The organism is Helicobacter pullorum NCTC 12824, assembly GCF_017979475.1.
Classification (GTDB): domain Bacteria; phylum Campylobacterota; class Campylobacteria; order Campylobacterales; family Helicobacteraceae; genus Helicobacter_D; species Helicobacter_D pullorum.
The window spans coordinates 134642-156717 of record NZ_JAERIT010000003.1; the positions used below are offsets into that span (position 1 = coordinate 134642).

A 22076-nucleotide genomic window follows, 5' to 3' on the forward strand; every position below is an offset into this window, starting at 1 on the left:
AGCATAATTACAGGAAATAAGTAAAGTTTATTTTTTTGGTTAAAGAAGGTTTTGAGCAAATTTTCTCACTTCAAAATCAAGTGCAAAGACTTCATTTAAGGAATTTGGTAGTGTTTGATGAAAATAATCTAGGGTTTTTTGGATGATTGTTGCAATCTCTCCAAAAGGAATTGTATGACATAAAAAAGCTTCAACAGCAACTTCATTAGCGGCGTTTAAAATTACGCCTAATTTAGGATTTTCTAAGAGAGAATTTTTGAGATTCCATAGGGGATAGCGTTTGGTGCAGATAGGTTCTAGGGTGTAATTTTGATTTACAAAATTAATACTTGGAATAAGGGGTGAGTGAGAGAAAGATTGTAAAAACTCTTCTTTTAAGCCAAGTCCATAGGTAATGGCATAAGCAATAGGGAGTTGCATATTAGCATTAGCAAAATGTGCTACCACACTTCCATCCCAAAACTCTACTAGTGCGTGAATTTGTGAATTTCGCTCAATATAGGCATCAATATTTTGAGTTTTAAAAAGCCAATGAGCTTCTAGAACTTCAAAGAGTTTATTAACAATAGTTGCTGAATCAATGGTGATTTTTTTGCCCATTTTCCAATTAGGATGTTTGAGTGCGTTGGTGGCATTTTGTAAGGGGATTTCCTCTAAAGGAGTATCTCTAAAAGCACCACCGCTTGCAGTGATATAAAGATTTTTAAACGGACGGATTTGAGAATTAAAATTCATAAGATAAGCAAGACTAAAATGTTCGCTATCAATAGGAATAATTTTGGAAGTGTCGATAAATTCACCCCCAACAACAAGACTTTCTTTGTTGGCTAAAGCGATAGTTTTGCCAGCATTGATGGCATATAATGTGGGTTTTAAGCCCAAAAAACCTACAAGAGCATTCACTACTAAGGTGCTTTTAGAATCCAAAATTGCCTCTAAAATACCATTTTCCCCATAGTAGATTTTTCCATTAAAGTGTTTTGTGATTTTTGGAATATCTTGCTTGTCTGCAATTACAATGTTTTTGGGCTTAAATTCTAAGATTTGTTGGTTTAAAAGAGGGATATTTTTGCCCGCACAGAGTGTTTCGATTTCTAAATGGAGTTTTTTTGCAATAATGAGGGTATTTATCCCAATAGAGCCAGTAGAGCCAAGAATAATCATTGCAAGTTACCTTGGGAGCAATGTGAGTGAAATATAAAGAATAATGCCCCCAAAGAAATACCCATCTAATCTATCTAGCATTCCGCCATGTCCGGGAAATAATCTTCCGCTATCTTTAACGCCTGCTTGACGCTTAAGATAGCTTTCATAAAGATCTCCAAAGATACTTGCGATACTAGCACAAAGGCTGATGATTAAAGACGAAAGAAAATCGCATACTCCAAGTCCAATGAGTGCGCTAATGATGACAGAAAAAATTACTCCAATTAAAACCCCTTCTTTTGTTTTATTAGGAGAGGTTTTGCAAAATGTGCTATTGCTAAAGAGTTTGCCGCCAAGTAGTTTGCCTCCAAAATAAGCAAAGCTATCTGTTAGAGCAACAATGAAAAGCAACCATACAATGGCATTGATTGTGTATTCTAAGTAGATAAAATACAAAATAATAAAAGGGATTGTGGGATAGATGAAAGGCATTATTTGTTCTAATTTTCCCTTGTTGGTATAGGCTTGATAAGAAGCAAGCACAATCAATACAAACAACAAACCATTAAAAGATTGTATAGTAAAAATGCTTATCCATATTAGCATACACAATAGTAAAAAAATCCAAGAAGGATTCTTTTGGTTATAGAGCTTATAGGATTCATAAAATGCGATGATATAGGCAATCCCTAAAACACTCCAAAGCAAAGAAGGGCTGTGAAATATAACTATCAAAATAATAGCAATAAGCATAAAAAAAGCAGTATAAAGGCGATTTGTTTCAATGGATTTTAAGTTATTGAGCATACTTTTCCTTCTTTATTGTAATGCAAAATTATATCAGAAATAATCTTGTAACACATCACAGGAGCAATAGATAAACACAAAAGCTCCAATTAAGCCGATGAGATAATCAAAAATGCCACCGGTTTTAAAACAAAGTGGCTTAGGGAGGATATGGTAGTTTTTGAGGTTAAATGGCATCAATAAAGGCACGCCACTTGGTGTCATCATATCCCCAACTAAATGCAAAAGGCAACCTAGAATCAATCCTATAATTAGAAATATCGGTAAGATTCCTAAAGAATGGAGTATAAACAATAAAATACCTAAAAACAGCACAAAACAAAGACTATGAGTAAAACCTCTATGCCCAAAAATAAATTTGATGAAGTTAGAAATTCCCATTGTTTTTTTGCCGATAATGGATTGTGGCTCATCAATATCAGGCAGCAATGTCCCAATCCCTACTGCACTATAAAATAACGCTAAATTTTGTGGAGAAAGTAGAGGTTGATGGAATGTTTCTAGTAGATAGATTCCACAAGAGGTTAAACCAAGCCCAAAAGCCAAATGTGTTTTGCCTAACATTGTTATGAATTCCTTGTTATAAGGCTTTTTGGAAGATTAAAAAAGGTGATAATCTCTTCTTCTTTGGTGCGGTGTTCTCCATTGTCAATTTCATGGTCAAATCCTATTAAATGCAAAGCCCCATGGATAAACAATAAAGCAATTTCATCTTCTAATGAATGATTGAGTTTTGCACTAGCGCTTTTTACAAAATCTAAGGAAATTACGATACTTCCAAGCAAAAGAGAAAATTCAGATTCCAAAGGAAAGGATAGAACATCAGTTGGCATATCTTTGTTTCTATGGGAGCAATTAAGGGCTTGGATAGTCGGATTATCCACAAGTAACAATTCACATTGTTTATTGCATAGATTAGAATCTCTTAGGATTTTTTCTAAGATTTTTTCCAAAAATTCTAAGAAATTTTGATTAGCCTTGTAGTCTGTTTGATTGATAAAATCAATTTTATTGTGCATTGATTTCTAATCCCACAGGGCAGTGATCGCTCCCAAAAATTTCAGGATAAATGCTAGCACTTTTTAATTTAGAATCAAGGGCTTTAGAGCACAAAAAATAGTCAATCCGCCAACCAGTGTTGTTTTCTCGTGCCTTGCCCATATAGCTCCACCAGCTATATGCCCCCTCTAATGTTGGGTGAAAATATCTAAAAGTATCAGTAAATCCAGAATCCAAAAGCACGCTCATTTTTTCGCGTTCTTCATCAGTAAAACCAGCATTTCTGCGATTTGTTTTGGGGTTTTTTAGGTCAATTTCTTTGTGGGCAACATTTAAATCCCCACAAACAATTACAGGTTTTGTTACTTCAAGATTTTTAAGAAAATTTCTAAAATCATCTTCCCATTCCATTCGATATTCTAATCTCTCTAGCTCTCTTTTGGAGTTTGGTGTATAAACATTGACCAAAAAGAAATCATTGTATTCAGCAGTGATGATTCTACCTTCTTTGTCATGGTGAGATATTCCCATATCATAGGCGACGCTTAGCGGTTTTTTCTTGCTAAAAATTGCCACGCCAGAGTAGCCCTTTTTCTCTGCGCTATTCCAATATTCCTCATAGTTTGGAAAATCAAAAGTGGCTTGTTCTTTTTGCATTTTGGATTCTTGGATGCAAAATACATCAGCATCAATCGTGTTAAAAAAATCCATAAAACCTTTATTCATACATGCTCTAAGTCCATTAACATTCCACGAAATTAATTTCATAATAGTCTCCATATATAATAAATATTTTTTGGAATTATGGTTATTTTTCTTTTAAGATTCCATAATGGAATCTTAAAATATGTTTTTAGGGTTGCTTAACAATTCCGTTGTAGAATGGCTCACATTTGCTTTTGGTGTTAGTGATTTTTTCAGCACCTTTTTGGAGTTTTCCAAAGAGAGAAGTGGCAAGATTGACAGCAGTTGAAATTGCAGTTTGGGTAACTTCGATTTTTGGATTTGTAAGAGTGCCTTTGATAGCTTGAGAGAATTTTGCACAATTTTGTTCATCAAGGATTCCTATGGAGAAATTTTCAAAGGTATTATTGTTGAGGTTGATAGCCCCGATAGCTGCAATTCTAGTTTTTTGTGTGGCAAATGCTACATCGCTTGCTTTTGCAACTCCATTTTTTACATCCACTCTTACTTCTAGTTGTTTGATAGCAGTTTTAGTATCTACAAGAGTGTTTAATCCAAGCATACCGACATTGCTGCCTTTGGTTGCTGCAATTCCAAGAGGTCCTGCAAGCACAAATGCACCAACATCAAGAAGACTAATTTGATTGCTCTTTTCGAAGTTTTTTGCTAGTCCATCAATATCAATACTATAAATTTCAATATTGCTTCCACTTAGTGTAAATGGACCATTTAGATTTTTGATGATAGTTGGTGCGTCTAATCCTTTGATAGTCAAGTCTGCGTTAGCATTGATAATGCCGCCTTTGATAATTTTGCCATTGCCGGTGAAATTTGCAATTTTCTTCACATCAATATTTTCACCTAAAAGTTTGAAGTTTTCATTTTTGAAATCTACCACTAAATTACCAAAATCTTGATTTTGCAAGTATAAAGAAGGTAGGTTGTTTTCAAAACCAGCTTTACCTTTAAGTGTCAAAGCACCTTGGAGATTCATAGTAAGTGGGTTAATATTTGCAATATTTGGAGTATTGATGAAAAAATCAGCACTATAAGCATTGTCTTTGAGGTTGGCTTTTCCATTGGTGATTTCTATATTAATGTCTTGTCCGTTGATTTTAACTTCGGCATTGCCAGTGCCATTATTGAAGCGACCATCGCCATTTAAGCTTAAAGTAATATCTTTTTTGAAGTTCATACCGCTTAGGGCATTAAGGGTGTTTTTGGCAATTGTAATATCTTGTGAGTAAAGATTGAAATTTCCATTGAAGTTAGAATCTTTAAAGTCTTTGAGATTAGCTTTTGCGCTTAAAAATCCCTTTGCATCATAATTAAAGAGTTTTGCTAGTTTTTGGAGATTGAGATTTTGTAAATCTAGTGTGATGGTTTGTGGGGAATAGTTTTCTAAGGTTGCATCAGCACTAAGATTTGAGTCAAATAAATCGCTTTTTGCTAAAACTTCTAATTTTTTAGAATCACCTTTGATATTTGCATTGAGGGTATTGTTGTTTGCGAGGTTTAGATTGTTAAACACAAGGGATTCAATATTGCTTTGTAGATTTGCATTTAATGTATAGTTAAGGTTAGTAAGATTGATTTTGCTAACTTTTGCATCGAGGTTAATTGCACCTTTGGCTTCATAGGGAAGTGAAGCGAAGTTTAGAAGCTCTTTTAAATCCAAATCTTTCGCATTGAGTGTGGCATTTGTGGGTGTATAGTTTGGAATCTCTAAATGTGCTAAAATGGGGTTGGTGATAATGTTTAATGCAAGGGTGGCTTCTTGATTTGCAATGGAGCTGGATTTTAGGTTGAGATTTGCATTCACTGGACTTTTTAGCTCAAAGCCACTTGCACTAATATTAGATAGCATAAGTTTTAAATCCCCATTAGTTGCATAATCTTTTAGGCTAATAGAGAGGTTTTGTGAATCAAGATTAAGATAGCTAGAATTTGCAGCGATTGTTGCTAGGATATTTTCTTGTTTGGCTTCTCCATTAATGGCAAGTTTGATAGGGTCTGTTGGGAGAGTGATTCCATAATCATTTTTCAAAAGAGTAATGTTTGGCAAAATGGCACTAGAGGCAATTTGGAAGCCCCCTGTGGGTGAGGATAGGTTGGAAATATCTAAATCCGCATTGAGTAGGAGTTTCCCACTAGCATATTGAGGTTGATTTAAAAAAGTAAGAAGTGATGAGATATTAATGCCTTCTTTACTAGAGATAAAGAGTCTTTTTGGATTGAAGTTTTGTAATGTTATATCAGCATAAATATCGCTATTAAAGGCATTAATATCGGCTTTGGCTGTAAGGATATTTGAATCTTTAATAACATTTCCATTTAAACTTATGCCTCCATTGAGTTTAATTCCAATGAGCTTTTCATAAGGGGCTAAATCTTTAATAATGGCGTTGATCTTTGCTTGAGTATTGAGAGTAAAGAGAGAATATTCTCCCCCAATAGCAATTTGTGATTTTTGTTTGTCAGTAATGCTAAAGGCATACGAATTAGAATTAAGCTTAAAATGCGTGAATTCTAATCCAATGGGTGCTTGTTGATTAGCAATTTCTGTGATTTTGTTTTTGAGAAATTCATTTCCGCTTGCAGAGAATAACCACATTGCAATACCAACAACAATGGCAATAATAAAGACTAAAAAGATTCCCAAGTATTTTAGAAATTTCATAACAATCTTCCTTTTTTGGTTTAAAGTTTCTATAATTCTATACTAATTAATATAATATTTATCTAAAAAAATACCGATAAATATTTTATAATTAAAGTATCTATAAAATAGGTCGATATAAAATTACGAAATTCTTTAATTTTTGTAGATTTAAATTTCAAGAATTTCAAAGGAATTAAAAAACAGAAAGGAGTCTGTTATGGTTTCAGGAATCAATAGTAGTTCTGTGGCAGTAAGTGGAAATTTGAATGTTCTTAAAAAAGCAATGGAAACAGAAGAAGTATTAATGAGTTCAATCATTAATGGTATGCAAAACACACAAGCAACAATGCAAACTTCCCAAGCTCCCGCACAATCTACACCAGTCTCACAAAGTCAGCCAAGCTCTAAGCTTGACATTATGGCTTAATTTCAAGTGCCTTTGGTACTTGAAATTTCCTTGCAAATTAATCTAATCTTAAAAAAGAATCTCTACAATTCTTTTTCGCAAAAAAAAAATATTAATGTAAAGATAGAAGTAAATGATACAGCAAAATTTTTCAACCAAAGTTGTTAATTCTATTATGCGTTATGCAACTAATAGATATTTAAGCTTAAAACCATCTCATTTGACAAAACTACCTCCACCTAATCCTAAAAAGGTCAAAGAAAAATCTTATCTTTTGTATATTCATGTGCCATTTTGTATGACATTATGCACTTATTGCTCGTTTAATCGTTTTTTATTCCAAGAGGACAAAGCAAAAGCATATTTTGAATCCCTGCGTAAAGAAATGCTAATGGTAAAAGAGTTGGGATATGATTTTAATGCTATTTATGTTGGGGGTGGGACGACTTCGATTATGCCAGAGGAATTGTGCAAAACTTTGGATTTGGCTAAAAGCCTTTTTGATATTAAAGAAGTCTCTTGTGAATCAGATCCTAATCATATCCATTTAGAAGAATTAGAAATGTTTAAAGGCAGGATTGATAGATTATCTGTAGGGGTGCAAAGTTTTGATGATGGAATATTGAAGAAAGTGGGGCGATATGATAAATTTGGCAGTGGTGAAGAGGTGATTAAAAAGCTGCAAAAAGCAATTGGAGTTTTGCCGATTTTAAATGTTGATTTGATTTTTAATTTTCCTAATCAAACGCAAGAAATGTTGGCTAAAGATTTAGAGATTATCAAAGCTTTAAAGCCTGAGCAAGTTACTCTATATCCATTAATGTCTTCGCCTTCTGTAAAGAGTATTTTAAAGCGTTCTATAGGGGAAGTTAGCCTTCAAAATGAAGCACAATTATATGAGCAAATCTTGGAAACTTTGAAGGATGATTTTTCTTCTTTGTCAAGTTGGGCATTTTCTCACAAAGGGAGTGCAATTTTTGATGAATATGTGGTGGATAATGATGAGTATGTGGGGATTGGATCGGGGTCTTTTAGCTTTTTAAATGGGACTTTGTATGTCAATACCTTCTCGCTCAAAGAATACGCACATAAAATCAATAGTGGAAATATGGGAGTTGCAAGGGAGAGGAAATATTCCAAAAAAGCACAGCTTCAATATCGCTTAATGGTGGAGCTTTTTGGAGGCAAAGCAAGTGCTAAGATTTTTAAAGAGAAGTATGATTCAAATTTAGAATGGGATTTGTGGAAAGAGTTGATGTTTTTAAAAATAACGGGGAATATTTACAAAAAAGAGGGCGATTATTATCCAACTACTCAAGGTAAATATTTATTTTTGTCAATGATGAAAGAATTTTATATCGGTATGGATAGGGTGCGTGAAGAATCGCGTGCTATGCTAAAAGAAGAGGATATGTAATTATAAATCAAATATGGTTTGGTTGGAATCTTGACTTTTTGATTCCCCTCCAAGCATTTCATTGAGATTTTCCATTTGTTTTTGGAGAAGTTCTTTTGTGGTGTTGCTCTCCAAAGTGCTTTTGAATTCATCTATGCTTTCTTGTAAAATTTGATTTTGTTTTTCAATAAATTCTTGTGTTTTGTTGCTATCTAAAAAAGCATCTAGTTTTTTGCCATGTTCTATTAATGTGTCTTTAAGTCCAGAATCTTCTAGTGCATTTTGGAAAGTTTGTGTGCCTTTTTGGGCTAATTCATCACAACCACAAAGAAACAAAATGCAACTGCACATAAAAATAGCTTTTTTCATTAGGTAACCTATCTTGATATTTTTTTGGTTATAATCTTAACAAAAATTTTTAAATGGAAAATTAAAATGCAAAAGAATCGAATTTTTTTAGTAGCAGAGCTTTCTGCCAATCATCATCAAAGTAAGGATATTGCTCTAAAAACAATCAAAGCTGCTAAAGAGAGTGGCGCAGATGCGGTTAAACTGCAAACTTATACGCCAGAATGTTTGACATTAAATTGCAATTCAAAATATTTTCAGATTCAAGGGACTTTGTGGGAAGGGAAGAATTTCTATCAGCTTTATCAAGAAGCAATGACACCATGGGAGTGGCATAAAGATCTTTTTGAATACGCTAAAGAGTTGGGTATCATCTGCTTTTCAAGCCCATTTAGCAAAGAAGGTGTGGATTTTTTGGAAGAGCTAGGGAATCCAATTTATAAGGTTGCTTCTTTTGAGATTGTGGATTTAGAGTTGATTGAATATATGGCAAAAACCAAAAAGCCAATTATATTATCCAAAGGAATAGCGACAAAAGAAGAGATAAAAGAGGCACTTGATGTATGCAAAAAAGAAGTAAAGGATATTACTTTGTTGCAATGCACCAGCTCTTATCCTGCTCCATTAAATGAAGCGAATTTATCTTTAATACCTAAAATGCAGAGAGATTTTGGGGTGAAAGTTGGATTGTCTGACCACACACTAGGAATCACCGCCCCGATTGTCGCTGCAAGTCTTGGAGCAAAGGTAATTGAGAAGCATTTTATTTTGGATAAAAGGTTAGGCGGTCCTGATAGTGCTTTTAGCATAGAACCACAAGAGTTTTCTGCAATGGCAAAGGCACTTAGAGAAGTTGAGGAATTGCTAGGAGTAGAATCTTATGAGTTAAGCCAAAAATCAAAAGAGGGTAGAGTGTTTATGCGATCACTTTTTGTGGTAGAAGATATTGCAAAAGGGGAGAGGATTAAAGAAAATCAAATTCGCTCCATTCGTCCCGGATATGGAATCCCCCCCAAAATGAAATATCAAGTGGTAGGCAAAAAAGCCAAAAAAGCTTTAAAAAGAGGAGAACCTCTTAGCTTTGGGGATTGGGAATAGGTTTAGTTTTTGCAAAGAATCGCAAAAAGATAAAGCCAAAAATACCCGAACACAAAGAAGCAATAAGGATAGAGAGATTATCAGCATAGCTAAAAATATCGCTTACTTCATAGGCTAAACCATCAATAAATAAACTCATTGTGAAACCTATGCCTGTCAATATACAAACCCCATAAAGTTGCCTAAAAGTCGCCCCTTGTGGAAGAGAGGCAAGTTTTGCTTTGATGGCTAGGTATGCAAATAAAAAGACGCCAATTTGTTTGCCTACAAAAAGACCCAAAAAAATACCAATGCTTACACCAGAAAAAAGCAATTCTGGAGTGATTTTAGAGAGATTAACACCAGCATTTGCAAAGGCAAATAAGGGTAAAATAACAAAGGTAAGCCAAAATTTTAGACTCTCATCAATTTCTTTTAAAAAAGGTTCCCCATTTTTGGTTTGCATAGGGATAAAGAATGCTGAAATAATGCCCGCTAAAGTAGCATGAACTCCACTTTTTAGGACGCTAATCCACAAAATTACAGCACAAATAAAATAAAAAGACTTTCTAGTAATATTAAATACATTGAGTAATAGCATCATAAAAATTGCTATGCTTGATACAATCAAAGCGGCTAAAGAAAGTTCATTAGTATAAAAAAGAGCAATGATTAAAATTGCACCAACATCATCAAAAATTGCTAAGGAAAGAAGGAAGATTTTAAGAGAGCTTGGAATATGTTTCCCGCACATCATCAAAATGGCTAATGCAAAAGCAGTATCAGTGGCAGTAGGGATAGCCCAGCCTTTGAGTGTGTAAGAATCCCCAAAATTTATCAAGGAGAAAATTGCTGCAGGAATGATAATCCCACCCAATGCAGCCACAAAAGGCAAAGTAATATTTTTGGGATTCTTAAAATCGCCATAAACAAACTCTTTTTTGAGTTCTAACCCAATGGCAAAGAAAAAGATTGAAATCAATCCATCATTAACCCATAGCAAAAATGGCTTACTAAGTTCAAAGTTGCCTATATTAAAGCCCATATTGAGATTTAGAAAATCCCTATAATGTATCGCATAAGGACCATTTTGCACAAACAAAGCAAGTGCTGTGCAAATAATAAGCAAAATTCCACCAAAAGCTTCAGTGTGTATAAAATTTTTGAGTTTTAATAGCATAATATATCCAAAATAATGAATTGATTATTTATTTTGTCTAAGATTTGTATTTTAAGAGTTCCTAAAAATGTATCCACAACAATATTATATTTTAGCATAAAGCCGTGCTAAGTGCAAATTATTTTTTGATTTGTCGTTTTAAAAGTGTTATAATTTTGGCTTAATTTTTTGCTTGTAATGGAATAACTTAATTATGATTTTTAGCTCATATATTTTTATTTTTGCTTTTTTGCCTGTTATGCTTGTGGGATTTTATGGATTGAGATATTTTAATCTCCACAGAGGTGCGAATGTTTTTTTGGTGCTTGGTAGTTTATTTTTCTATGCTTTTTGGAATGTGCTTTATTTGCCTATATTGATGGGTTCCATAGTTGTAAATTATGTGATTGCAAAAGTGATTTTAAAAAGTAGCGGGGGGGGGGGGCTAAATATTACCTAACTAGCGGTATTGTTTTTAACCTCGGGCTTTTAGGCTTTTTTAAATACACAGATTTTTTCTTAGAAAATTTCAATCTTCTCTCTCAAGTTTTGAATTTGGATTTTGAGATTCCACTTCCACATATTGTTCTGCCTTTAGCGATTTCTTTTTTTACTTTTCAGCAAATTGCTTTTTTGGTAGATTGTTATAAAAAGATTGATGTTGCGGATTTACAAGAAGAATCGCGAGAAATTGATTTTGTGGATTATTGTTTGTTTATTACCTTTTTCCCGCAATTAATCGCAGGACCTATCGTGCATCACAAAGAAATGATGCCACAATTCAAAGCTAATGAAAATCAAAAATTAATTGATTCTGTGATGATTGCAAAAGGAATGTTTATTTTTTCCATTGGGCTTTTTAAGAAGGTTTATGTAGCTGATTCTTTTGCAAAATGGGCAAACAATGGCTTTAGTATTGTGGAGAGTGGGAAGATTTTGAATTTCTTTGAATCTTGGGCAACTTCCCTTTCTTATACTTTCCAACTCTACTTTGATTTTAGTGGATATTGTGATATGGCAATAGGACTTGGATTGCTCTTTGGGATAATGCTGCCTATTAATTTCAACTCCCCTTACAAAGCTTTGAATATAGCGGATTTTTGGAGGCGATGGCATATTACTTTGGGGCGATTTTTGAGGGATTATCTTTATATTCCTTTGGGCGGGAATCGTTTGGGCAAATGGCTGACTTTGCGGAATCTTTTTGTCGTGGCTTTTTTGAGTGGAATCTGGCATGGAGCAGGCTTTGGATTTATAATTTGGGGCAGTTTGCATGGGGCTGCTATGGTGATTCATAGAGTTTATAGTGGATTTGTGGAGCAATGGAGATTTAGGGAAAGTCGGATTTATAAGATATTTTGTTGGTTTTTGACTTTTAATTTTGTGAATCTAAGCTGGATTTTCTTTAGAAGCGAGAATCTAAGTGGAGCAATAAACTTACTTAAGGGAATGTTTGGAGTTGTTTGGGTGGAATTGCCAGAGAAGGCAAGACATATCCCAAAACTTCTAGTGCAGATTGAGGGGAGAAATGAAACAGTGTTTTTTATTGTTATTTCGTTTATTATAGTTTTGTTTTGTTCTAATAGTATCCAAAAGCTAGAGACATTCAGACTCGATTTTAAAAATATGATTATTGCAACATTGTGTTTATATATTTCCTTATTTACAATGGCGGTTACTCCTTATGTGGAGTTTATCTATTTTAATTTTTAAAAAGTAAGTGGGGAGTGTATATGAGAATCCAGAATGGCTTAAATAATTTTTTACAGAAGAAGCTAAGTCCCAAACAATTTGTATTTGGGGCGTGTTTGATTCCACTTCCTGTGGTGGTAGTTTTATTTGGAATCTTGTGGCTTTATGATCCATTGCAACTTTTCCATAAGCCTATTTTTAGAGAGACAACCTTTTTTGGCGATATGCGATTGGCTGCAAGAGGGATTATTTGGAATTATGATTTTGATTCGGTGATTCTTGGAACTTCAATGCTTGAGAATACTTCGGCTAAAGAAGCTGGGGAAAAGCTAGGTGGGAAGTGGGTGAATCTTTCTTTGTATGGTAGTGCCTATAATGAAAGGGCGGTGATTTTAGAATATTTATTTAGGTATAAGAAGCCCCAAAAAATTATTTACTCTTTGGAAAGTTTTACAATTGACTCTATAAAAGATTCAAGCAGATTTGATTATTTATATGATGAGAATCCTTTAGATGATTTTAAAATTTATTTGAATGATAGATTTATTTTGTGTGCATTAGCTTGGAGGGAAAGCAAAGATTGCACTGGCAATAAAGGATTGGAGGAGTTATTAAAATGGTTTGATTATGAAGATGCTAAACAATTGTTTGGAGGGTTTGAAAAATGGTTGAAATATGGCAAAAAAGAAACAATTGCAATGTTGAAAAATATCAAAGATACTCCTTTTGTTGTCAAAAAAGATAATTTTGATTTGGAAAAACAAAGAAGCTATATCCAAACTTATGTGTTAGACTTTGTAGCAGAAAATCCTCAAACGAAATTTTATTTTATTGTGCCAACTTATTCGAGGTTGAGCTATCGTATAGGGAGTGATAATTTTGACAACAAAGCTTTCTATAATAGGGCATTAAACCTCAAATGGTTTGTCCAAGAGTTAGAAAAATACCCTAATGCTAAAATTTATGGTTTTGATACTTTAGATTATGCAGATGATATTGCTAATTACATAGACTTTACACATTATAATGTAGATATGAATTCTTTGCATTTAGATTCTATTAAGCAAGGGAAGCATATTTTGGATTCTAATAATATAGATTCTTATCTCAAAGCAATGGAAGATAAGATTAAAAATTATGATTTAAAGCCTTTTATAGAAAAAGCAAAGACAATTCAGTAAGATAAATTTTGACTTTGTCATCATCTAAAGATTTGTAAAAAGCAAGAAAAGCTAGTAAGCAAATGGCGTGATAATCTAGTAATCCTTATGAATGGCTTGAAGTAGAATCCCCCCCCCCTTTTTTTTTGATAAATTTAACTAAGATAAAATAATTTCAACTTCCCTTAAGCTTTAGCTGATATAATTCCATTTCCTTTTTTGCATTTTTTGTTAGAGCAACCCTCTAATTGAGCAATACAACTTAATGTTTTAACCTTTTAATAAAAAGCGTTAAATTTTAGTTTATTGTAAAAATGTTGAAAAGATGTTCTTTAACTCATAAATAGTAATGAGCCAATTCATAGTATTTGAAAGATATATTCAATACATTTGATAAACTTGTTGGATATTTAAAGTTAAAATGATCTTTGACAACTAAGCAGGAGTAAAAAGAATTACTAAAAATCTTTTTATTTCTAAAATCAATTAAGATACAACATAAACTCATTTATTACTTTGTAGTTTTTATTTAAAACCACAAATCTATAAACAGAGATTTTGAGATTTTAGGACAAACTAATCCTATATTATTTTTATGGAGAGTTTGATCCTGGCTCAGAGTGAACGCTGGCGGCGTGCCTAATACATGCAAGTCGAACGATGAAGCTTCTAGCTTGCTAGAAGTGGATTAGTGGCGCACGGGTGAGTAATGCATAGGTAACATGCCCCTTAGTCTGGGATAGCCACTGGAAACGGTGATTAATACTAGATACTCCCTACGGGGGAAAGTTTTTCGCTAAGGGATTGGCCTATGTCCTATCAGCTTGTTGGTGAGGTAATGGCTCACCAAGGCTATGACGGGTATCCGGCCTGAGAGGGTGATCGGACACACTGGAACTGAGACACGGTCCAGACTCCTACGGGAGGCAGCAGTAGGGAATATTGCTCAATGGGGGAAACCCTGAAGCAGCAACGCCGCGTGGAGGATGAAGGTTTTCGGATTGTAAACTCCTTTTGTTAGAGAAGATAATGACGGTATCTAACGAATAAGCACCGGCTAACTCCGTGCCAGCAGCCGCGGTAATACGGAGGGTGCAAGCGTTACTCGGAATCACTGGGCGTAAAGAGCGCGTAGGCGGGGTAGTAAGTCAGATGTGAAATCCTATGGCTTAACCATAGAACTGCATTTGAAACTACTACTCTAGAGTATGGGAGAGGTAGGTGGAATTCTTGGTGTAGGGGTAAAATCCGTAGAGATCAAGAGGAATACTCATTGCGAAGGCGACCTGCTGGAACATTACTGACGCTGATGCGCGAAAGCGTGGGGAGCAAACAGGATTAGATACCCTGGTAGTCCACGCCCTAAACGATGAATGCTAGTTGTTGTGAGGCTTGTCCTTGCAGTAATGCAGCTAACGCATTAAGCATTCCGCCTGGGGAGTACGGTCGCAAGATTAAAACTCAAAGGAATAGACGGGGACCCGCACAAGCGGTGGAGCATGTGGTTTAATTCGAAGATACGCGAAGAACCTTACCTAGGCTTGACATTGATAGAATCTGCTAGAGATAGCGGAGTGCTGGCTTGCCAGAGCTTGAAAACAGGTGCTGCACGGCTGTCGTCAGCTCGTGTCGTGAGATGTTGGGTTAAGTCCCGCAACGAGCGCAACCCTCGTCCTTAGTTGCTAGCAGTTCGGCTGAGCACTCTAAGGAGACTGCCTTCGTAAGGAGGAGGAAGGTGAGGATGACGTCAAGTCATCATGGCCCTTACGCCTAGGGCTACACACGTGCTACAATGGGGTGTACAAAGAGAAGCAATACTGTGAAGTGGAGCCAATCTCTAAAACATCTCTCAGTTCGGATTGTAGTCTGCAACTCGACTACATGAAGCTGGAATCGCTAGTAATCGCAAATCAGCCATGTTGCGGTGAATACGTTCCCGGGTCTTGTACTCACCGCCCGTCACACCATGGGAGTTGTATTCGCCTTAAGTCGGAATACTAAACTAGTTACCGCCCACGGCGGATGCAGCGACTGGGGTGAAGTCGTAACAAGGTAACCGTAGGTGAACCTGCGGTTGGATCACCTCCTTTCAAGAGAAATAACTAAATATTCATTTATTTAGTTGAATGTAATTCTTTCCTGCTTAGTTTTCAGAGATTATTTCTAGCTTTAAGTGCAAAAATCTTTGTTAAAAAGAGGGGCTTATAGCTCAGGTGGTTAGAGCGCACCCCTGATAAGGGTGAGGTCGGAGGTTCAAGTCCTCCTAAGCCCACCATTGTTGGGGAATTAGCTCAGCTGGGAGAGCGCCTGCTTTGCACGCAGGAGGTCAGCGGTTCGATCCCGCTATTCTCCACCAATATAAAAGTCTAATGTGAGTTTTATTTGGTTTTAAAATTCACATTAGACTTTAAAAAGTCTATGTTATTTAACAACTCATTGTTCAAGCCTATAATAAGTAAATAACTACAATCACGCAAATAATAACTAAAGATTTGCCTTAAAGTTTGTAATTGTATATTACATTCATTAAGGCAGTGGCGTTAGAATATAAAGTCAGTTAAGCTTGTGAAGGGCAAATGGTGGATGCCTTGGGTAGTAGAGGCGATGAAGGACGTACTAGACTGCGATAAGCTAGGGGGAGCTGTCAAGAAGCTTTGATCCCTAGATTTCCGAATGGGGCAACCCAATATGTAGCAATACATATTACCTTAAATGGAGCGAACCTAGTGAAGTGAAACATCTCAGTAACTAGAGGAAAAGAAATCAAACGAGATTCTCTTAGTAGCGGCGAGCGAAAGGGGAATAGGGCAAACCAGATGCTTGCATCTGGGGTTGAGGACTGCAACATCCACTGCAATACTTTAATAGAACATTCTGGAAAGGATAGCCATAGAGGGTGATAGTCCCGTATATGAAAGAGTATTGCTAGGTAGCAGGATCCAGAGTAGGTCAGGACACGTGAAATCCGGGCTGAAGCTGGGGGGACCACCCTCCAACCCTAAATACTACTACTACACCGATAGCGAACCAGTACCGTGAGGGAAAGGTGAAAAGAACCGCAGTGAGCGGAGTGAAATAGAACCTGAAACCATTTGCCTACAATCATTCAGAGCCCTATGATTTATCAGGGTGATGGACTGCCTTTTGCATAATGATCCTGCGAGTTGTGGTATCTGGCAAGGTTAAACTAATGTGAAGCCGTAGCGAAAGCGAGTCTGAAAGGGCGATTAAGTCAGATGCTGCAGACCCGAAGCTGAGTGATCTATCCATGGCCAAGTTGAAAGTGGGGTAACACCCACCGGAGGACTGAACTCGTACCCATTGAAACGGGTTGGGATGAGCTGTGGATAGGGGTGAAAGGCCAATCAAACTCAGTGATAGCTGGTTCTCTTCGAAATATATTTAGGTATAGCCTCAAGTGATAGTAATAGGGGGTAGAGCTCTGATTGGGCTAGGGCTGCTCACCGCGGTACCAACCCCTGTCAAACTACGAATACCTATTACCGTATCTTGGGAGTCAGGCGGTGGGTGATAAAATCAATCGTCTAAAGGGGAACAACCCAGACTACCAACTAAGGTCCCAAAGTTCTATTCTAAGTGGAAAAAGATGTGAAGTTACTTAGACAACCAGGAGGTTGGCTTAGAAGCAGCCATCCTTTAAAGATAGCGTAACAGCTCACTGGTCTAGTGATTTTGCGCTGAAAATATAACGGGGCTAAGATAGACACCGAAGTTGTAGATTGTGCTGATGCACAGTGGTAGAAGAGCGTTCACATCAGCGTTGAAGCCATACCGGTAAGGAGTGGTGGAGCGGTGTGAAGTGAGCATGCAGGAATGAGTAGCGATAAAAGTGGTGAGAATCCACTTCGCCGTAAATCTAAGGTTTCCTACGCTATGCTCGTCATCGTAGGGTTAGTCGGGTCCTAAGACAAGTCCGAAAGGGGTAGTCGATGGAAAATTGGTTAATATTCCAATACCAACATTAGTGTGCGATGGAGGGACGCATAGGGTCAAGACAAGTTAGCCGATAGAAATGCTAGCCGAAGGGTGCAAGTTAGGAGATTGGCAAATCCGCTCCCGTATCCCAAACCCAACAGGCCCTTTGAAGTCTTCGGATGGATAGGGGAATTGTTAAGATCGTCGTGCCAAGAAAAGCTTCTAAGTTTAGCTAATGTTGCCCGTACCGCAAACCGACACAGGTAGATGAGATGAGTATTCTAAGGCGCGTGAAAGAACTCTCTTTAAGGAACTCTGCAAACTAACACCGTAAGTTCGCGATAAGGTGTGCCTAAGCAATTAGGTCTCAGCAAAGAGTCCCTCCCGACTGTTTACCAAAAACACAGCACTTTGCCAACTCGTAAGAGGAAGTATAAGGTGTGACGCCTGCCCGGTGCTCGAAGGTTAAGAGGATTAGTCAGCAGCAATGTGAAGCTTTGAATTGAAGCCCGAGTAAACGGCGGCCGTAACTATAACGGTCCTAAGGTAGCGAAATTCCTTGTCGGTTAAATACCGACCTGCATGAATGGCGTAACGAGATGGGAGCTGTCTCAAAGAGTGATTCAGTGAAATTGTAGTGGAGGTGAAAATTCCTCCTACCCGCGGCAAGACGGAAAGACCCCGTGGACCTTTACTACAGCTTGGCACTGCCGATGGGAGCATTATGCGCAGCATAGGTGGGAGGCTATGAAATCTTTACTCTGGTAGAGATGGAGCCACCGTTGAGATACCACCCTTAATGTTTCTGTCTGCTAACTAGCTTGAGTTATCCTCAAGTAGGACAATGCCTGGTGGGTAGTTTGACTGGGGCGGTCGCCTCCTAAAAAGTAACGGAGGCTTGCAAAGGTTGGCTCAAAATGGTTGGAAATCATTTGTAGAGTGTAATGGCATAAGCCAGCCTGACTGTAAGACAAACAAGTCAAGCAGAGACGAAAGTCGGTCATAGTGATCCGGTGATTCTGTGTGGAAGGGTCATCGCTCAAAGGATAAAAGGTACCCCGGGGATAACAGGCTGATCTCCCCCAAGAGCTCACATCGACGGGGAGGTTTGGCACCTCGATGTCGGCTCATCGCATCCTGGGGCTGGAGCAGGTCCCAAGGGTATGGCTGTTCGCCATTTAAAGCGGTACGCGAGCTGGGTTCAGAACGTCGTGAGACAGTTCGGTCCCTATCTGCCGTGGGCGTAGGAAAGTTGAGGAGATCTGTCCCTAGTACGAGAGGACCGGGATGGACATACCACTGGTGTAGCTGTTGTCCTGCTATGGGCATCGCAGCGTAGCTACGTATGGATGTGATAAACGCTGAAAGCATCTAAGCGTGAAGCCAACTCCAAGATGAACTTTCCCTGAAGGTCGCAGGAAGACTACCTGCTTGATAGGGTAGGGGTGTAAGCATAGTAATATGTTTAGCTGACTACTACTAATAGACCGTTTGGCTTAATATAAAGACTTTAAAGCCACTGCCTTAATGAGTGTAAATACACTCTAAAGTTAATCTTAGTGAAACAAAGTGATAGTTATTTCTTATAGAGATTTAGAAGAATAGGATTTAAATTTTTTAATTTTATCTTTTAAATGAATATAGGAAACAGATTATAGGTTTTTTACATTGTCATCTTCGTGCTAATAGAGAAGAGGTTCCACCTAGCTCCATTCCGAACCTAGAAGTTAAGCTCTTCTTCGCTGATGATACTGCAACTTTCAGATGTGGTAAAGTAGGACGGTGCGGAGATGAGAGTGTAAAAAGAACAATGGGTATATCTTTCAAAATTGCTCTTAATATCTATATTTACTCTAATCTTTCTAATTGCTTATTCTTGTTTGATATTGAGATTAAATATTTTATAAAACTACCCTATCTCTTTATTGCAATTATTTTATTTTTATTTTATCAACTTTATCTAAATTTAGTAGTATAATATCTTTTATGAATTTATAAATCAAAGAATCTCTTTTAAAATTTCTTTTAAAAATGTTTTTCTTTGTTTGTAAATTTAAATATCTTATAAAGGACCCAAAATGTCAAACAATCCTAATTCTTATAGTGTATGGGGGGGGGGGGGCAAATAAGCCTTTAACTAACTCTTTAAATACTCTCATAAAATTCCTTTTCTTGTGAAGTGAGCTACAATTATGGCCTAATGTGGTTGGATTACACAAGATGTATTATGTCTTATCTTTATTTAATGAAAGTGGCAATACTTATCGAGACTTCAAGCAAAGCCCTTTTTTATATTCTCACCCCTCTGCTACGCATTTGTATATAATAGTCCTTCTTGATAGTGCTTGATGGTGTTGGATAAATATTACACTTCTTTCATTATTTCCTCTTGACAGACACTAGGTGTCAGGTTTTATAATGTCATTTTATTCTATATTAAGGACAAAGAATGCAAAAGCGAAAATTAAGAGATTTAGAAGTAAGTGCCTTGGGGCTTGGCTGTATGGGTATGAGCTATGGCTATGGTAAGCCAAAAGATGTTAAAGAGATGCGTGAGCTTATCGCAAAAGCTTATGATAGGGGTATTAACTTTTTTGATACTGCCGAAGTGTATGGACCCTACACAAATGAGGAGCTTGTAGGCAGTGCAATTAAGGGCTTTAGGGATAAAATCGTGGTGGCTACGAAATTTGGCATTACTATGTCAATAGAGGATAAAAGGCAAATCGTAAATAGCTCCCTTGATGTGATTAAAAAGAGCATAGAGGGGAGTTTGAAGCGACTTAACATAGAATGTATAGATTTGTATTATCAGCATAGAGTTGATACGAACACACCCATTGAGGAGGTGGCAAATCTTATGGCAGAATTTCATAAACAAGGCAAAATCAAGGCTTGGGGGGCTTAGTGAGGCGGGTATAGAGACTATAAAGAAAGCCCATAGCGTCTTTCCACTCACTGCAATTCAGAGCGAATATTCGATGTGGTGGCGTGAGCCAGAAAAGGAGCTTTTTAATGTCCTAGAAGAGCGAGACATTGGCTTTGTGGCATTTAGCCCGCTAGGCAAGGGCTTTTTAAGTGGGAGATTTGATGCTAATTCTAGCTTTAAGAGTGATGATTTTAGAAGCACGGTGCCACGATTTAACCAAGAAAATATAAAAGCTAATCTAGCCCTAATAGATGAGCTAGAGGGTATAGCACAAGCTAAAAACGCTACAAAGGCTCAAATCGCCCTAGCATGGAATCTCGCCCAAAAGCCCTATATCGTGCCTATCTTTGGCACTACTAGCTTTGAGAGACTAGATGAGAATTTAGGCACACTAGGTGTAAGCCTCAGTCAAAAAGAGCTAGATTCTATCAATAGTAAGTTAGATTCTATAAAGATTGTCGGTGAGCGATATAGCAGCGATGCGGCAAAAAGAGTTGGTAAATAGGGCTAGCAATAATGCCAAATTAGCAATCAAGCAAGTTGATATGAAGCAAGTAAGCGTAAGTTGGCATAGCAAATGGCTAGAAAAGCAGGGCAAAAATAGAAAGCTAAGCTACACATAAATTACACTATTTAAGGAGCGACAATGCAAACACTACTACTTTTCGCACATAGTTATTTTAAAGATTCTGTGGTAAATAAGGCATTGATAGAGGAGGCAAGTACGCTAGATTCTGTATGTGTGCAAAATCTTAGCCTCTTGTATCCAGACTATCACATCGATACAAAGGCTCAAATAAATCTTGTTAGAGAGGCACAAAGCATTATATGGCAATTTCCGCTTTTTTGGTATAGCGTCCCAGCCTTGCTAAAGCATTGGCAGGACGAGGTTCTAACTCCTATTTATAGAGAGCCTATCTTTGCAGATAAAGCCTTTGGTGTGATTACCACAATGGGCGGACATAAAAGCGATTATGAGGGTAGCAATGCAAGTATAGAGGAGTTATTAAAGCCTATATATTATGGTTTTGAGCGAAGAGCTATGCGTATAAAACCACCCTTTTGTATCTATGCAGAAAGCTTTAATGCCTTGCCATTTGAGGAGTATAAAAAGTATTTGTTGGGCTGAAATGCTTAGGTGGGCATTTATAGCAATTACTGCATTTAAACACTAAGGAGAGCGTATGGCATACACAATCATCGAAGTAGAGAGAAAGACGGGCGTAGCCTCTAGGACGCTTAGATTTTGGGCGGATAAGGGGCTTTTTCCTTTTGTACAAAAGGATAGCAATGGCGTGCGGTATTTTAGCGAAAAAGATGTGCAGTGGGTGTTTTGGATAGACTGCTATCGCCAAATTGGTATGAGTATAGAGGATATCAAGCATTACATTACACTATGTGCTAAGGGCGAGAGCAGCGCACAAGAGCGATTAAAGATTATCCAAAGACAGAGGCAAAAAACGCTTGATGATATAGAAAAGCTTCAAGTAGTGCTAGAAAAGCTTGATTATAAGGTAGCATATTACAAAGAAATGATAGCCAAGCAAAAAGATGATATAAATCCTCTTAATCAAGAATATGTCAAACGCAAGAAAAGGGTGAAATTCTAGGGCTATTTGTCTTTATCGTATGATTTTGTAGCTAGAGTTTGTGTATTTAAGCAGCCTTAGTGATT

At 36.9% G+C, this 22076-nt stretch carries 15 protein-coding genes, 2 tRNA genes, 3 rRNA genes and 2 pseudogenes; 14 read left to right on the forward strand and 8 right to left on the reverse strand.

The features are described from left to right. Nucleotides 1-39 precede the first annotated feature (39 nt). The 6 genes from dxr to JJQ98_RS03355 all read right to left on the reverse strand — a co-directional run bounded on the left by dxr (nucleotide 40) and on the right by JJQ98_RS03355 (nucleotide 6316). Entirely contained in the window at nucleotides 40-1164 is a 1125-nt protein-coding gene (dxr, locus tag JJQ98_RS03330; RefSeq protein ID WP_151104921.1) for a 1-deoxy-D-xylulose-5-phosphate reductoisomerase, read from the reverse strand. A gap of 6 nt (nucleotides 1165-1170) precedes the next feature. Then, entirely contained in the window at nucleotides 1171-1953 is a 783-nt protein-coding gene (locus tag JJQ98_RS03335; protein WP_151104922.1) for a phosphatidate cytidylyltransferase, read from the reverse strand. Nucleotides 1954-1986: 33 nt separating this feature from the next. Then, nucleotides 1987-2517 (reverse strand): metal-dependent hydrolase, encoded by a 531-nt coding sequence (locus JJQ98_RS03340; protein ID WP_065828947.1) that lies wholly within the window; start codon nucleotides 2515-2517, stop codon nucleotides 1987-1989. Nucleotides 2518-2519: 2 nt separating this feature from the next. Then, nucleotides 2520-2972 (reverse strand): rRNA maturation RNase YbeY, encoded by a 453-nt coding sequence (gene ybeY / locus JJQ98_RS03345; RefSeq protein WP_005022239.1) that lies wholly within the window; start codon nucleotides 2970-2972, stop codon nucleotides 2520-2522. Beyond that, nucleotides 2962-3720: an exodeoxyribonuclease III gene (locus JJQ98_RS03350; protein WP_040499925.1), complete on the reverse strand. Its 759-nt coding sequence runs from the start codon at nucleotides 3718-3720 to the stop codon at nucleotides 2962-2964. Before JJQ98_RS03350 ends, ybeY begins: the two co-directional genes overlap by 11 nt. Before the next feature lie 85 nt (nucleotides 3721-3805). Further along, a complete protein-coding gene (locus JJQ98_RS03355) occupies nucleotides 3806-6316 on the reverse strand; it encodes an AsmA family protein (protein WP_151104923.1) in 2511 nt (836 codons plus the stop codon). 199 nt (nucleotides 6317-6515) lie between these two features. Between JJQ98_RS03355 and JJQ98_RS03360 the strand changes: the two genes are divergently transcribed. Together JJQ98_RS03360 and JJQ98_RS03365 are read left to right on the forward strand one after the other, a co-directional pair. Beyond that, nucleotides 6516-6725 carry a hypothetical protein gene (locus JJQ98_RS03360; protein WP_065827942.1) on the forward strand — a complete coding sequence of 70 codons (210 nt, stop codon included), beginning with the start codon at nucleotides 6516-6518 and terminating at the stop codon, nucleotides 6723-6725. 112 nt (nucleotides 6726-6837) lie between these two features. After that, nucleotides 6838-8121, forward strand: coding sequence for a coproporphyrinogen III oxidase family protein (locus tag JJQ98_RS03365; protein ID WP_005022246.1), 1284 nt, complete (start codon nucleotides 6838-6840; stop codon nucleotides 8119-8121). Here JJQ98_RS03365 and JJQ98_RS03370 read toward each other — a convergent pair whose 3' ends face one another. Beyond that, nucleotides 8122-8469 carry a hypothetical protein gene (locus tag JJQ98_RS03370; protein WP_151104924.1) on the reverse strand — a complete coding sequence of 116 codons (348 nt, stop codon included), beginning with the start codon at nucleotides 8467-8469 and terminating at the stop codon, nucleotides 8122-8124. A 66-nt stretch (nucleotides 8470-8535) separates the two neighbouring features. Between JJQ98_RS03370 and pseI the strand changes: the two genes are divergently transcribed. Next, nucleotides 8536-9546: a pseudaminic acid synthase gene (gene pseI, locus JJQ98_RS03375; RefSeq protein ID WP_151104925.1), complete on the forward strand. Its 1011-nt coding sequence runs from the start codon at nucleotides 8536-8538 to the stop codon at nucleotides 9544-9546. Here the strand turns inward: pseI and nhaA are convergent. Beyond that, nucleotides 9524-10705 (reverse strand): Na+/H+ antiporter NhaA, encoded by a 1182-nt coding sequence (gene nhaA, locus JJQ98_RS03380; RefSeq protein WP_054198236.1) that lies wholly within the window; start codon nucleotides 10703-10705, stop codon nucleotides 9524-9526. The two genes, pseI and nhaA, sit on opposite strands and share 23 nt — an antisense overlap. Before the next feature lie 193 nt (nucleotides 10706-10898). Here nhaA and JJQ98_RS03390 point away from each other — a divergent pair. From JJQ98_RS03390 to JJQ98_RS03440, 11 genes and pseudogenes are all read left to right on the forward strand, one after another. Then, nucleotides 10899-12397 (forward strand): annotated as a pseudogene (locus JJQ98_RS03390) (MBOAT family O-acyltransferase). Nucleotides 12398-12417: 20 nt separating this feature from the next. Continuing rightward, nucleotides 12418-13557 (forward strand): hypothetical protein, encoded by a 1140-nt coding sequence (locus JJQ98_RS03395; protein ID WP_151104926.1) that lies wholly within the window; start codon nucleotides 12418-12420, stop codon nucleotides 13555-13557. Nucleotides 13558-14128: 571 nt separating this feature from the next. Further along, nucleotides 14129-15626 (forward strand): 16S ribosomal RNA (locus JJQ98_RS03400). Nucleotides 15627-15734: 108 nt separating this feature from the next. Then, nucleotides 15735-15811: transfer RNA gene (locus JJQ98_RS03405), tRNA-Ile, on the forward strand. A 5-nt stretch (nucleotides 15812-15816) separates the two neighbouring features. Further along, a tRNA-Ala gene (locus JJQ98_RS03410) sits at nucleotides 15817-15892 on the forward strand. A 199-nt stretch (nucleotides 15893-16091) separates the two neighbouring features. After that, nucleotides 16092-18976, forward strand: a 23S ribosomal RNA gene (locus tag JJQ98_RS03415). Between the two features lie 171 nt (nucleotides 18977-19147). After that, nucleotides 19148-19263, forward strand: a 5S ribosomal RNA gene (gene rrf, locus JJQ98_RS03420). The 16S, 23S and 5S rRNA genes sit together here with 2 tRNA genes alongside, the layout of an rRNA operon. Nucleotides 19264-19921: 658 nt before the next feature. Beyond that, nucleotides 19922-20906: pseudogene (locus JJQ98_RS03425) on the forward strand (aldo/keto reductase). Further along, nucleotides 20863-21024: a hypothetical protein gene (locus JJQ98_RS03430; protein ID WP_170252207.1), complete on the forward strand. Its 162-nt coding sequence runs from the start codon at nucleotides 20863-20865 to the stop codon at nucleotides 21022-21024. The pseudogene JJQ98_RS03425 and the gene JJQ98_RS03430 overlap by 44 nt, the downstream one beginning before the upstream one ends. 23 nt (nucleotides 21025-21047) lie before the next feature. Then, nucleotides 21048-21530, forward strand: a complete 483-nt coding sequence (locus tag JJQ98_RS03435) for an NAD(P)H-dependent oxidoreductase (RefSeq protein ID WP_151104851.1) — start codon at nucleotides 21048-21050, stop codon at nucleotides 21528-21530. Nucleotides 21531-21585: 55 nt separating this feature from the next. Continuing rightward, complete coding sequence (locus JJQ98_RS03440; RefSeq protein ID WP_151104852.1) at nucleotides 21586-22011, forward strand: MerR family transcriptional regulator; 426 nt, start codon at nucleotides 21586-21588, stop codon at nucleotides 22009-22011. Nucleotides 22012-22076 lie beyond the last annotated feature (65 nt).